The 12751-nt window shown below is 60.8% G+C and carries 10 protein-coding genes and 1 pseudogene; 3 read left to right on the top strand and 8 right to left on the bottom strand.

All coding sequences use genetic code 11. From position 1 onward, the window contains the following. Window positions 1-146 precede the first annotated feature (146 nt). Window positions 147-2720 (bottom strand): bifunctional acetate--CoA ligase family protein/GNAT family N-acetyltransferase, encoded by a 2574-nt coding sequence (locus ACM3N8_RS21840; RefSeq protein WP_290019809.1) that lies wholly within the window; start codon window positions 2718-2720, stop codon window positions 147-149. A gap of 72 nt (window positions 2721-2792) precedes the next feature. Beyond that, window positions 2793-2984, bottom strand: a complete 192-nt coding sequence (locus tag ACM3N8_RS21835) for a hypothetical protein (RefSeq protein WP_098981107.1) — start codon at window positions 2982-2984, stop codon at window positions 2793-2795. A gap of 170 nt (window positions 2985-3154) precedes the next feature. Between ACM3N8_RS21835 and ACM3N8_RS21830 the strand changes: the two are divergent. Continuing rightward, window positions 3155-4026, top strand: a pseudogene (locus tag ACM3N8_RS21830) (hypothetical protein). Here ACM3N8_RS21830 and ilvY read toward each other — a convergent pair. After that, a complete protein-coding gene (ilvY, locus tag ACM3N8_RS21825) occupies window positions 4015-4908 on the bottom strand; it encodes an HTH-type transcriptional activator IlvY (RefSeq protein WP_098981102.1) in 894 nt (297 codons plus the stop codon). The pseudogene ACM3N8_RS21830 and the gene ilvY overlap by 12 nt on opposite strands. A 187-nt stretch (window positions 4909-5095) precedes the next feature. Here ilvY and ilvC point away from each other — a divergent pair, with 187 nt between their 5' ends. Further along, complete coding sequence (gene ilvC, locus ACM3N8_RS21820; protein ID WP_290019811.1) at window positions 5096-6577, top strand: ketol-acid reductoisomerase; 1482 nt, start codon at window positions 5096-5098, stop codon at window positions 6575-6577. Between the two features lie 157 nt (window positions 6578-6734). On the opposite strand, the gene pgi is transcribed toward ilvC, so the two are convergent. Further along, window positions 6735-8384, bottom strand: a complete 1650-nt coding sequence (gene pgi / locus ACM3N8_RS21815) for a glucose-6-phosphate isomerase (protein WP_290019812.1) — start codon at window positions 8382-8384, stop codon at window positions 6735-6737. Window positions 8385-8816: 432 nt separating this feature from the next. On the opposite strand from pgi, the gene ACM3N8_RS21810 reads away from it, so the two are divergent. Continuing rightward, window positions 8817-9005: a hypothetical protein gene (locus tag ACM3N8_RS21810; protein WP_043139637.1), complete on the top strand. Its 189-nt coding sequence runs from the start codon at window positions 8817-8819 to the stop codon at window positions 9003-9005. Window positions 9006-9165: 160 nt separating this feature from the next. Here ACM3N8_RS21810 and ACM3N8_RS21805 read toward each other — a convergent pair whose 3' ends face one another. The 4 genes from ACM3N8_RS21805 to coaBC form a co-directional block, all read right to left on the bottom strand. Continuing rightward, window positions 9166-10002, bottom strand: a complete 837-nt coding sequence (locus ACM3N8_RS21805) for a mechanosensitive ion channel domain-containing protein (RefSeq protein WP_042873341.1) — start codon at window positions 10000-10002, stop codon at window positions 9166-9168. Between the two features lie 199 nt (window positions 10003-10201). After that, complete coding sequence (slmA, locus tag ACM3N8_RS21800; protein WP_005321293.1) at window positions 10202-10798, bottom strand: nucleoid occlusion factor SlmA; 597 nt, start codon at window positions 10796-10798, stop codon at window positions 10202-10204. A gap of 68 nt (window positions 10799-10866) precedes the next feature. Continuing rightward, the gene (gene dut / locus ACM3N8_RS21795) at window positions 10867-11325 is read right to left on the bottom strand and encodes a dUTP diphosphatase (RefSeq protein WP_043139630.1); all 459 of its coding nucleotides are present in this window, start codon (window positions 11323-11325) and stop codon (window positions 10867-10869) included. A gap of 110 nt (window positions 11326-11435) precedes the next feature. Beyond that, entirely contained in the window at window positions 11436-12638 is a 1203-nt protein-coding gene (coaBC, locus tag ACM3N8_RS21790) for a bifunctional phosphopantothenoylcysteine decarboxylase/phosphopantothenate--cysteine ligase CoaBC (protein ID WP_290019813.1), read from the bottom strand. Between the last annotated feature and the right edge of the window lie 113 nt (window positions 12639-12751).

The raw sequence follows: 12751 nt of genomic DNA, 5'->3' as shown, positions 1-12751 counted from the left end.
GCGGTAGCGCCGATGGTAGTGTGGCATTCGCCATGCGAGAGTAGGACACTGCCAGGCACCCAACATTGAAAGCCCGCTCATCTGAGCGGGCTTTTTTATTGCCTTAAATCAGCCACTTATAAGTGATAAATGGCTGATCCCCTTCTTCATTGGCCCTGATTGGCACAGGGTAGCTCCATGTTGACCACCCCATCTTCCAGCTGGATGTCGATCTTGAAGCCAAGCCGCTTGGCCAGATTGATCATGCCGCGATTGCTGGGCATGGTCATGCCCGATAGCTGGCCAATGCCCCGCTCTCTGGCGTAGCGCACTATCTTCTCCATCATCAGCTTGCCGAGCCCGAGTCCTTTCAGATCGGAACGTACCAGAATGGCAAACTCCGCATCGGATTGATCCGGGTTGGAAATGGCTCGCACCACCCCCAGGATCTGCTGACTGAAGGCCCCGTCCTGCCCGACGGCCACGAAAGCCATCTCCCGGTCGTAGTCAATTTGGGTCATGCGGGCCAGCTCTTCATGACCCAGCTCCCCTACGTCAGCGAAGAAGCGTTTGTACCTGTCTTCATCCGATACCTTGAGTACAAACTGCTTGTGGGCGGGTTCATCCTCCGGCCGGATCGGCCGCAGCAGAACATGACTCTGATTCTTGAGCCAGGCCCCCTCTTCCAGTTCGGTGGGATAGGGGCGTATGGCCAGTGTATTGCGTCCCTGCACCACAGGCATCAGCGTCAGGCTGGCATCCAGGATGACCATCTCGGCCCCGCATGCCTGCAGTGGATGCAGGTCCAGCTCCTGGATCTCGGGGAAGGCCAGCAGCAGCTCCGACAGCTGGCACAGCACCTGACCGAGAGCATCGATATCGAGTTTTTCGGGGGTGGCCTGCTCGCGGATCTTGCGACTCTTGAGGGCTCCTATGATCTGGTAGCGTGCCAGTGCCTGGTTCAACGGCGGAAGTGCGGCCACCATCTCTTGCGGCTCGGCCCCCGATTCGCCGAGCAGGATGACGGGACCGAAGACAGGATCCTGTTGCAGGCGGATCCTCAGCTCCAGCCCGCCGCTGCGGCGGGCCATCCGTTGTACCAGCAACCCCTCGATCCGTGCTCCCGGGTCGTGTTGCCTCACCCTGTCGAGAATGGCATCCGCTGCCTGGGCGACTTCGGCCGAGGTGCGCAGGTTCAGCATGACGCCGTGCACCGCAGACTTGTGGGCAATATCCGGTGAGCGCAGTTTGACCGCGACCGGATAGCCGATCTGCTCTGCGGTCAGGGTGGCCTCGATGGCATCGGAGACGATCCAGGTCGGCAAAGTAGAGAGCCCGGCGGCTTGCAGTATGGGGTGCACCAGGTGGGTATCGAGTGTGAGCTGTTTGCGCTCCAGCGCTTGGCGGATCAGTTGTTGGCAGAGTTCGGCGTTGAGCTTGTCGCCCTGCAGGGAGGCAGGGGTTTCCATCAGCTGCTTCTGGTTGCGGCGGTATTCCACCATGTGCATGAAGGCGGCGACGGCGCTTTCCGGAGTACGATAGGTCGGAAATCCGGCCTCGCTGAACAGACGACGCCCCTCTTGCGCCGAGTATTCTCCGGCCCAGTTGGTCAGGATATTGAAGCGCTTGGCCCTGGGATGTTGTTTGACGTAGTCGATCAGGCTGCGGGCCAGCTCGGCTCCGCGCGCCGTGAGGGAGGGGGCGTGAATGAGCAGGATGGCGTCGGCTTCATCCCCTTGCAGCAAGGTCTCCAGCGCCTGCCGATAGGCGGCAATATCGGCATCACTACCGATGTCCCGCGGTGGCATGGCCAGTTTGCCACCCCGCTCCAGCAGCACGTCGACCGCCATGTTGGCCAGTCCACGGCCATTGGAGATGATGGCCAATCTTTCCCCCTTGAGGGTCAGGGAGTGGCTCAGGGTCTCGACCGCGGCAAACAGCTCGTGGGTATCTCGCACCCGCAGCATGCCTGCCCGCCGAATGGCTGCATCGTAGACGTTGTCGAGGCCATTGGCCGGATCGTGGCGGCCGCTTTTGAGCACCAGGATGGGCTTGTTGCGTGAGGCCGCCCGTGCTGCCGAGAGGAAGTGGCGGGCGTCGTGCAGCTTGTCCATGTAGAGCAGGATGGCGCGAGTGGTGCCATCGCGAGAGAGCTGATCCAGCAACTGGCCGAAGTCGATGTCACAGTGATCGCCGAGGGATATGAAGGCGGAGAAACCCAGCTCATGTTGCTTGGCCCAATCCAGGATGGTGGTGCTGACGGCGGCTGACTGGGAGAGAAACGCCACCTGGCCAGGTTTGGCTGCGATGGGGGAAAAGCTGGCGTTGATGCCCTGACCCGGCAACAGCATGCCCATGCTGTTGGGGCCGAGCAGGCGAATGTCGTATTGGCGGCTCAGCTGTTGGAGCTGCGCTCTCTCCTGCATGGAGAAGTCGGCAGCCAGTATGATGGCAGCTCCGGCGCCTTTCTTGCCCAACTCTTCGATGAGTGGCAATACACGTTCGCGTTTGGTGCATATGATGGCGAGATCGGGGGAGAGCGGCAGGCTGCTGATATCGGGATAGGCCAGTACGCCGGCGATGGCCTTGTTGTGCGGGCTGACCGGCAGTATGGGGCCCTTGAACTGGCCCGCGAGCAGGTGCCTGATCACCACATGACCCGCTTTCTGCGGGTTGGTCGAGGCACCGATGACGGCGATTGACTGGGGTTTGAAGAGCCGATCCAGGCCGCTTGGTTTCATGGGCACTCCCGTGGGTGGCGGATGGTGCCAGTTTAATACGCTTTGACTGCCTGTTCTGTGACCGGTTGCGGATCACTGTTTGGTGAGGGCGCTGACTCGCAGATAAAACTTCATCTTGCCCTGGATCTGGCGCACCGCCGCCAGATGGCGTTCCTGCAGATAGATATCCTGCTCCCGATCCAGCGGGGTCTGTGGTACGCCCAGACTCTGCAGGTACTCTTCAAACAGCTGTGAGCTGTTGATTTCGATCAGATGACGCATCATGGCGAGGCTCCTTCCATTCAGGCTGAACGTAGAGTCTAGTCTGTGACTGCCATCTCGTTATGACCATTGTCAGATTTGACACGAAGCGGCTCACACATCTGCGGGGCCGGGCTCAGTACCGGGCCCGCACGCATTATAGTGAGTGCATGAAACGCTGAGGGGCGAGGTACATGATCAGAGTCTGGCTGTGGTGCATCGCACTCTTTTCGGGGAGTGCTCTGGCTGCCGAGTCGCACATTCGGGCCTGGAACCTGCTGCTGGATCATCCCAATCCGGCCGTGGCAGGCTTGCTGCGGCTGTCGCTCGATCTGACCGTGCCTGAATATGGGCCTACCGCCTGAGTGCCGGCCCGCCGATGGAGCAGGGACGAGCCGTCAAGGAGTTGCAGGGTGGCGAGTTGGTGCAGATCGGGGTATTCGCGCCCGATGAGGAGCGGGAACGTACCCTGCTTCCTATCCATATTCCGCTGGCGAAGGGGTTGCTGGGCTGGCGGGTCTGCCTCATCCGGCAGGGGGATGAGGGGCGGTTTGCCAGGATCCACTCCTTGGCTGACTGGCATCACTCCGGGCTCACCATAGGCCAGCACAGATCCTGGCCCGATACCCGCCTGCTCAAGACGAACGGTCTCAGGGTCGTGGTCGGCAGCCTGTATGAGGCCTTGTTCAACATGCTGCGCAAGCAGCGTTTCGACTGCTTCCTGCGCTCCGTCATCGAAATAGAAGATGAGCTCAAGTCACATCCGGATTTGGCCATAGAGCCTCATCTGGTGTTTCGTTATCCGCTGGCGCTACTGTTTTTTGTCTCGCCAAAATATCCCGAGCTGGCACAACGCATCGAGCTGGGATTGCAGCGGGCGCGCCAATCGGGTGCCTTCGAGCGGGTCTTTGAGGAGGGGTTCGGCAGTACCATTCGTCGGTTGAAGCTGGATGAGCGGGTCATGCTGGAGTTGGATAACCCGGATCTGCCCGCCAGCAGCCGTGCCATGATGGCCGACCCGACCCTCATCTATGCACCGGTCGCGGTCAGCCCGTCAGCGCAGTGATCCCTGGCCGCGTGCCGTATCCCAGAAGGCGCGGATCAGCGGCTCTTCCAGCCGCTTCTTGAGTACGGCGATGCCGACATCGAATGGCTTGAGCGCCGGTCTGGGTTCGACGATGCGCACCTTCTCCCCCATGGGGCTGTGATCGATCACGGCGGCAGGCACCAGCCCGACGCCAAAACCGAGCGCCACCATGGCGACTATGCCCTCGTTGCCCGCCACCTCGGCATAGATGTTGGGGGCTATGCCCTTGTTGCGAAACCACTGGTCACAGCGCTTTCGCGCCAGCCCCTGCTCGGAGAGGATCAGCGGCAGCCGCTCCCAGTCGGGCTCTCCCTGCAAAAACCACTGGTTGGGTTGAGGCGGGTTGCGTGGGGCAATGAACACCAACGGCACCTGTTGCAGGCTGGCAAACTCCAGCTTGGACGAGAGCGCATCCGGCCGCGCGGCTATGGCGAGATCGGCCTCGTCCGCCAGGATCTTGTCTACCGCCAGCGCCGGGTCGCCGGTCTCCAGCTTGATCTCCAGCTGGGGATAGCGGCGACGAAAGCGCTCCAGCACCTCGGGCAGCAGAAAGTAGCTGGCGGTAACCGAGCAGAACACCCGCAGCCGCCCTTGCAGCGGTTCGTCGCTGCGTTTGAGCTCCTGCTTGAGCTGACGCCACTCCTGCAACAGGCCGCCGCCGAACTCCCGCAGCTTCTCGCCAGCGGGGGTTAATCGTACCGAGCGGTTGTCCCGATCGAACAGCACGCAGCCGGTCTCCTGCTCCAGTCGCTGGATGGCTCGGCTCAGGGTGGAGGGGCTGACCGCCATGGCATCGGCGCTTTTGCCGAAGTGGAGTGAGTCGGCGAGGTGGAGAAACAGCTCGAGATTGCGAAGGTCCATCTTTCAATTCCTGCCGCGGCGCGCTTGCCGATCTGGGATGACACTGGGTGAGATTGCCAAGAATCATCTTTCAATTCTTGCAACATACTGTTTCGAATATATCAGTTCAGGCAATAAGTGTCCCGCGCTATAGTGGTTCAGACAACGCCGTCATCCGGCATGGAATCAATCTAACGGAGCAATCACCATGGCTAACTATTTCAACACCTTGAACCTGCGTCAGCAGTTGGCCCAGCTGGGCAAGTGTCGTTTCATGCAGCGGGCGGAATTCGCCGACGGTTGCGACGTGCTGAAGGGCAAGAAGGTGGTGATTGTGGGCTGTGGTGCCCAGGGTCTGAACCAGGGTCTGAACATGCGCGACTCCGGGCTGGATATCTCCTATGCCCTGCGCAAAGCTGCCATCACCGAGAAGCGTGCCTCCTGGCAGAAGGCCACCGACAACGGCTTCGCGGTCGGCACCTATGAAGAGCTGATCCCGACCGCCGATCTGGTGCTGAACCTGACCCCGGACAAGCAGCACTCCGACGTGGTGAAAACCGTGATGCCGCTGATGAAGCAAGGCGCCGCCCTGGGCTACTCCCACGGCTTCAACGTGGTGGAAGAGGGTCAGCAGATCCGCGCCGACATCACGGTCGTCATGGTGGCGCCCAAGTGCCCGGGTACCGAGGTGCGTGAAGAGTACAAGCGCGGTTTCGGTGTGCCGACCCTGCTCGCCGTCCACCCGGAGAACGATCCCAAGGGTGAAGGCATGGCCATCGCCAAGGCGTGGGCTTCTGCCACCGGTGGCGACCGTGCCGGCGTACTGGAATCCTCCTTCGTTGCGGAAGTGAAATCTGACCTGATGGGCGAGCAGACCATCCTCTGCGGCATGCTGCAGGCCGGTTCCCTGCTCTGCTACGACAAGCTGGTTGCCGAAGGGACAGACCCGGCCTACGCCGGCAAGCTGATCCAGTTCGGCTGGGAGACCATCACCGAAGCCCTCAAGCAGGGTGGCATCAGCCTGATGATGGACAGGCTCTCCAACCCGGCCAAGCTGCGTGCCTTCGAGCTCTCCGAGCAACTGCGCACCCTGATGCGCCCGCTGTTCGAGAAGCACATGGATGACATCATCGCCGGTGAGTTCTCTCGCGGCATGATGGCCGACTGGGCCGAAGACGATGCCAAACTGTTCGGTTGGCGCGAAGAGACCGGCAAGTCCGCCTTCGAAAACGCCCCGGCGTTCGCCGGCAAGATTGCCGAGCAGGAGTATTTCGACAATGGCGTTGTGATGGTGGCCATGGTCAAGGCGGGTGTCGAGCTGGCGTTCGAGACCATGGTGGCTTCCGGCATCTACGAGGAGTCCGCCTACTACGAATCCCTGCACGAGCTGCCGCTGATCGCCAACACAGTCGCTCGCAAGCGTCTGTACGAGATGAACGTGGTCATCTCCGACACCGCCGAGTACGGCAACTACCTGTTCGCCAACGCCGCCGTGCCCTTGCTGCGTGAGCACTTCATGCCGACTCTGAAGGCCGGTGATCTGGGTGCCAGCAAGGCGGAAGGGCAGAGCGTTGATAACCTGGCGCTGCTGGCGGCCAATGAGGCGACTCGCAACCACCCCATCGAAGCGATCGGTCAGGTACTGCGCGGCTACATGAAGGACATGAAGCGTATCGCCGTTGGCGGTTAAGCCGGCAGCGAGCTGGATGATGAAGGGGCGGGGATGACGATCCCCGTCGCCGGTCGGACTGGACACCCGACCGGCCAGCCAGAAAAACCAGCCCGACCCGCCATAAAAAAGCCCCGCTCATCGAGCGGGGCTTTTGCATTCAGAAAGGCCGGATAAATCAGGCTTTCCACGCTTTCCAGGTGTTGATCAGGCCATTGGTGGAGCCGTCGTGGCTGGTGACGGCCGCATCGGTGTTGAGCTCCGGCAGTATCTTGTTGGCCAGCTGTTTGCCCAGTTCCACGCCCCACTGATCGAAGCTGAAGATGTTCAGGATGGCGCCCTGCACGAAGATCTTGTGCTCGTACATGGCGATCAGGGAACCCAGCGTCTTCGGGGTCAGGCTCTTGAACAGTATGCTGTTGGTCGGGCGGTTGCCTTCGAACACCTTGAACGGCACCAGATCCTTGACCTGCTCCAGGGTTTTGCCGGCAGCCAGGAACTCGGCTTCGACCTGTTCCTTGCTCTTGCCGAAGGCCAGTGCCTCGGTCTGGGCGAAGAAGTTGGCCAGCAGTTTCGGATGGTGATCGCCGATCGGGTTGTGGCTGATGGCCGGCGCCAGGAAGTCACAGGGGATCAGCTTGGTGCCCTGGTGGATCAGCTGGTAGAAGGCGTGCTGGCCGTTGGTGCCCGGCTCACCCCAGATGATGGGGCCAGTCTGGTAGTCAACCGGCTTGCCGTTGCGATCCACCTGCTTGCCGTTGGATTCCATGTTGCCCTGCTGGAAATAGGCAGGGAAGCGGTGCATGTACTGATCGTACGGCAGAATGGCTTCGGACTCGGCACCGTGGAAGTTGTTGTACCACAGGCCGATCAGCGCCAGCAGCACAGGTACGTTCTGCTCATAGGAGGCAGTGGCGAAGTGCATGTCCATCTCGAAGGCGCCTTGCAGCAGGGCTTCGAAGTGCTCGAAACCGACGGACAGGGCGATGGGCATGCCGATGGCAGACCAGGAGGAGTAGCGGCCGCCAACCCAGTCCCAGAACTCGAACATGTTGTTGGTGTCGATGCCGAACTCGGCCACGGCCTTGCCATTGGTGGAGAGCGCAGCGAAGTGCTTGGCAACATGGGCCTTGTCACCGGCGATCTTGATGAACCAGTCGCGGGCGGTCAGGGCGTTGGTCATGGTCTCCTGAGTGGTGAAGGTCTTGGAGGCCACCAGGAACAGGGTGGTTTCCGGATCGATCTTCTTCAGGGTTTCGGCGATGTGGGTGCCATCGACGTTGGAGACGAAGTGCATCTGCAGGTGGTTTTTGTAGGGGCGCAGCGCCTCTGTGATCATCACAGGGCCGAGATCCGAGCCACCGATACCTATGTTGACCACGTGCTGGATCGCCTTGCCGGTGTAGCCTTTCCACTCGCCGGAAATGATCTTCTCGCAGAAGCCCTTCATCTTGGCCAGCACGGCGTTCACTTCCGGCATCACGTCCTTGCCATCGCACTCGATGGGACGGTCGGAGCGGTTGCGCAGGGCCACGTGCAGTACGGAGCGACCCTCGGTCATGTTGATCTTGTCGCCGTTGAACATGGCATCGATCGCGCTGCGAAGATCGGTCTCTTTGGCCAGATCAACCAGCAACTTGAGGGTTTCCTCGGTGATCAGGTTCTTGGAGTAGTCGACCAGAATGTCGCCGCCAAAGGTGAGGGATAACTTGTCGAAGCGCTTCGGGTCCTGCGCGAACAGATCCTTGAGTCGAGTCTCTTTGTTAGCTGCAAAATGGGCTTCCAGCGCCTGCCAGGCCTGGGTCTGGGTTGGATTGATATTTTTCATAGGATTACCGATCTTCCAAGTTGTGTTTGAACCTTGCAGGCAAGGCTCCCGCCAAACCTTATTATTCGAGCACTCTATCGGGCCCATTATACCGGGCTCATTGCGTGGCCCGTGTAACAGAGCTTTACCAATTGTCTGCCATCGAAGGAGTTTACAACCAAAACGCTGCGATTATGAGTCACTCATGGTCAGGGGATCTTGAGTTTGCTCATACTTCACCCGGCTTGCGCGGGTTGAAAGGGCTTTCATCTATGGCTGGCCGCGGCTTGCTGCCTGGCAAGTTCGTGTTACAGCCAAAGGGGTATCTGACAGTCGCTTTTCGGCTCATTTTATGAGCAAACGCAAATTGTCGGGATGAGGTCTTGGCTAGCATATGAACCGAATGGACGAGATCTCCCAGGGATGGCCACTGTCTGGAATGAGGAGATCGATATGAAACACGTTTTATCCCTGTTTGCCCTGAGCCTGATCGCCACCGGCCTCATCGGCCTGTTGACCATGGTGCTGACCAGTGCGGCGCCAACCCTGGAGATACGGGTGCTGGCCGTGATCGGTGCCGTCCTGGGGGGCTATGTGCTGGTGCAGCCGTTGCTCAACCGGGTCGCGCGTCGGCTGGGGTAAGGGGCTCCGCCGCCTGTATGGATGGGCGTGCCGGTCCAGGATGACAGCTGAGCAAATTCCGGCCCCGGTGGCCGGATTTTTTATGCCTGTGGTGCGCACATGAGGCCCAGAAACGACCATGCCAGCACTAAGGCTGGCATGGTGGCACTCAGGTCCGGGTTCAGGCCTGGGGTTTTTGCATGTGCATGACCATCTGCGGGAAGGGGATCTCGACACCTTCGGCGTCGAACGTCAGCTTCACCTTCTCGTGAAAGTCGAACCAGACACCCCAGTAATCGGCGGTCTTGACCCAGGGGCGTACCACTATGTTGACCGAGGAGTCGGCCAGGGCGGCGACGGCGATAGTGGCGGCCGGATCCTTCAGGATGCGCGGCTCTTCATTCACCAGGCGCTCCAGGATCTGCTTGGCCTTGCGCAGGTCAGAGCCGTAGCCGATGCCGAAGGTCATGTCGACGCGACGGGTATCCATGCGCGAGTAGTTGACTATGGTGCCGTTGAGGATGGCGGAGTTGGGTACCACCACCATCTTGTTGTCACCCGAGGTGAGGGTGGTGGTAAACAGCTGAACGGACTGCACCACACCCGCAGTGCCCGCCACTTCGATGAACTCGCCCGCCTTGATGGGGCGGAAGATGATCAGCAGGAAGCCGGCGGCGAAGTTGGAGAGCGAGCCTTGCAGCGCCAGACCAATGGCCAGACCGGCGGCACCTATGATGGCGACGAAGGAGGCGGTCTGTACCCCGACCCGACCCAGGGCGGCGATCACCACGAACACCAAAATGGTGTACTTGAGGATGCTGCCGACGAAATGGGTGACTGTGATGTCCAGCTTGCGGGCCTGCATTACCTTGACCACTGCGCTGCTGAGGAGGTTGGCGGCGATGTAACCGATCAGCAGGGTGATCAGGGAGGCCGCGATGTTGACGGCATACTCGATCAGCAGGCCCTGGTTATTGACCAGCCAGGTCTGCGCTTCGGTAATGATTTCGGGTTCCATAGGATGTCCTGTCAGGCAGTAAAGGTTTATGACGCATGAATCTAACACTGGAATGCGACAATCCGGGTCGCATCTGGTGCTCATCCCCTCTTTTTTGCCACAAAAAACAAGGGAGGCCAAGGCCTCCCTGTTTGCACCAACCCGTCTGGACCAGCGTTGTTGCTGATGATTGCGGCTGAATAGCCGCTGGGCTGAGTGGTCAGCTTTGCAGCAACTGGCTGCGGATGAACAGCCATTGATCCTCGAAGCCGGCGGTGGGCTTGAGTTTGAACTCGGAGCGGACAAACTGGCTTATCCGTCCCTCGGTATAGGCCAGCAGCAGATTGGCCAGCATGGTTTCGTCGAGCTGGAAGCCCTGGCCTTCCCGCAGCCGCTTTTCCCGCAGTACCTGCTTGATCTGGGTCTCCAGCTTGTCGAACAGAATGCTGATGCGATCCCGCAGCCGATCGTGTTCGCCCAGCAGGGCGTCGCCGTTGAGGATGCGGGTGATGCCGGGGTTACGCTCGGCGAACACCAGCAGCAGCTGAAGGATGTGATGGCAGCGGGCCATGGTGTCCTTCTCTTCCGCCATGATCAGGTTGACCCGTGACAGCAGGGAATCCTCGATAAAGTCGATCAGCCCCTCGAACATCCGCGCCTTGCTGGGAAAATGTCGATAGAGGGCTGCCTCAGAGACACCCACCTCGGCCGCCAGACGTGCCGTGGTGATACGCTGGCCAGGACTGGTTTCCAGCATATGGGCGAGTGCTTGCAGGATCTGATCGCGCCGACTCTGTTTCTGATTACTGCTTGCCATGGATTCCCCTAAAAAAACAATGGCTTGATTCTATTATTAGGCACAGACCCAAGGGCCAGTGTGGTCTGTTATTGGCGACCAGAAGAACCAAAACCGCCTTCACCCCGTTCACTCTGATTGAACTCATCGACCAGTTGGAAGCTGGCCTGCACTACCGGCATGATCACCAGCTGGGCGATGCGTTCGCCGGGCTGCATGGTGAAGCTGTCGTTGCCACGGTTCCAGACCGAGACCATCAGCTGGCCCTGGTAATCGGAATCGATGAGGCCCACCAGGTTGCCCAGCACTATGCCGTGCTTATGGCCGAGGCCGGAGCGGGGCAGAATGGTGGCACACAGGCCGGGATCCTGGATGTGGATGGCCAGACCGGTCGGTACCAGGGTGGTATCGCCCGGTGCCAGCGTGATGGGCGCATCCAGCAGGGCGCGCAGATCCATGCCGGCAGAGCCCGGTGTGGCGTAGGCGGGCAGCGGGTAGTCGGTGCCGATGCGGGCATCCAGAATCTTCAGTTCAATTTGTGTTGTCATGGATAGTTCGTTTTTCAATGAGTGCTTGTGTGGACGCCCAGCATGGCCAGTGCAGTCTGTGTCGTCGTGAATCGTTCGCCTGCCGGGCGTACCGGCAGACGGGCCGGGTGTTAGCCCCGGTAGTGACGCGCAATCAGGGCGATGAGGTGACGGGCCAGCGTCAGCTTATCGGCCAGCGGCAGAGGGGCTTGACCCCCTTGCCAGAACACGGTCAGGGCGTTGTCGTCGGCGTTGAAGCCCTGGCCCGCGCGGGACACGTCGTTGGCGGCGATCATGTCCAGCCGCTTACGCTGCAGTTTGTCGAGGGCGTATTGTTCCACATCCACGGTTTCGGCGGCAAATCCGACGGTGAAGGGCTTGTCTGACAGCGCTCCCACGGCGGCTATGATGTCGGGATTCTTGACCAGCTTCACCACCATCTGGTCGTTGTCGCCGGTCTTCTTGATCTTCTGGTTGGCGACCTGCTCGGGTCTATAGTCGGCCACGGCGGCGCACCCAATGAAGAGATCGCAGTCGGCCACCCGGCTCATCACCGCCTGATGCATCTGCTCGGCGCTCTCCACATCGATTCGTACTACCCCGCCCGGTGTCGGCAGGGTGACCGGGCCGCTCACCAGCGTCACCTCGGCACCTGCCTCACGGGCGGCGCGGGCGATGGCGTAACCCATCTTGCCGGAGCTGTGGTTGCTGATGTAGCGCACCGGATCCAGCGGCTCGCGGGTCGGCCCTGCGGTGAGCAGCAGTCTGACGCCCGCCAGCAGCGGCTCGGCGGCCAGTTGCTGGCAGCAGCGTTCAACCAGTTCGAGGGGATCCAGCATCCGGCCCGGGCCCACGTCGCCGCAGGCCTGGCTGCCTGAATCCGGCCCCCACAGCAGGATGCCGCGACCGGCCAGGGTCTTGAGGTTGGCCTGGGTGGCGGCGTTGAGATACATCTGCTGGTTCATGGCCGGGGCCAGTGCCACCGGTGCCGGTGTCGCCAGACAGAGGGTGGTCAGCAGCTCGTCGGCCATGCCGGCAGCCATGCGGGCCATCAGATTGGCGCTGGCCGGGGCGATCAGCACCAGATCCGCCCACTTGGCCAGTTCGATGTGGCCCATGCCCGCCTCGGCGGCGGGATCCAGCAGGCTGTCTGCCACCGGATGGCCGGAGACGGCCTGCAGGGTCAGCGGGGTGATGAACTCCTTGGCGGAGCGGGTCATCACCACCCGTACCTCGGCTCCCTGATCTTTCAGGCGGCGTACCAGTTCGGCACTCTTGTAGGCGGCGATCCCGCCACTGACACCCAACAGGATGTGTTTATCGGCCAATCTCATCTGCTGCTTCTCTTCCGGCTCACTCTGACTGGTCGGCTAAGATACCACAGGCAAGGGATGACGACAGAGGCTGACATGGGGGACTTGTGGTCGGGCTCCCGCGATTTTTTGCT

Origin of the sequence: Aeromonas sp. A04, assembly GCF_047780465.1 — a bacterium.
GTDB classification, from domain to species: Bacteria; Pseudomonadota; Gammaproteobacteria; order Enterobacterales; family Aeromonadaceae; genus Aeromonas; species Aeromonas bestiarum.
The sequence above is the reverse complement of the archived record's forward strand: the minus strand, read 5'-3'. Positions and strand labels throughout refer to the sequence as shown.

Bases quoted from the DNA above. Each gene is read 5' to 3' on its own strand.
- dut (WP_043139630.1), bottom strand. From the start codon at position 11,325: ATGACAACACAAATTGAACTGAAGATTCTGGATGCCCGCATCGGCACC.
- ACM3N8_RS21840 (WP_290019809.1), bottom strand. From the start codon at position 2,720: ATGAAACCAAGCGGCCTGGATCGGCTCTTCAAACCCCAGTCAATCGCC.
- ACM3N8_RS21810 (WP_043139637.1), top strand. From the start codon at position 8,817: ATGAAACACGTTTTATCCCTGTTTGCCCTGAGCCTGATCGCCACCGGC.
- ACM3N8_RS21805 (WP_042873341.1), bottom strand. From the start codon at position 10,002: ATGGAACCCGAAATCATTACCGAAGCGCAGACCTGGCTGGTCAATAAC.
- slmA (WP_005321293.1), bottom strand. From the start codon at position 10,798: ATGGCAAGCAGTAATCAGAAACAGAGTCGGCGCGATCAGATCCTGCAA.
- coaBC (WP_290019813.1), bottom strand. From the start codon at position 12,638: ATGAGATTGGCCGATAAACACATCCTGTTGGGTGTCAGTGGCGGGATC.
- pgi (WP_290019812.1), bottom strand. From the start codon at position 8,384: ATGAAAAATATCAATCCAACCCAGACCCAGGCCTGGCAGGCGCTGGAA.
- ACM3N8_RS21835 (WP_098981107.1), bottom strand. From the start codon at position 2,984: ATGATGCGTCATCTGATCGAAATCAACAGCTCACAGCTGTTTGAAGAG.
- ilvY (WP_098981102.1), bottom strand. From the start codon at position 4,908: ATGGACCTTCGCAATCTCGAGCTGTTTCTCCACCTCGCCGACTCACTC.
- ilvC (WP_290019811.1), top strand. From the start codon at position 5,096: ATGGCTAACTATTTCAACACCTTGAACCTGCGTCAGCAGTTGGCCCAG.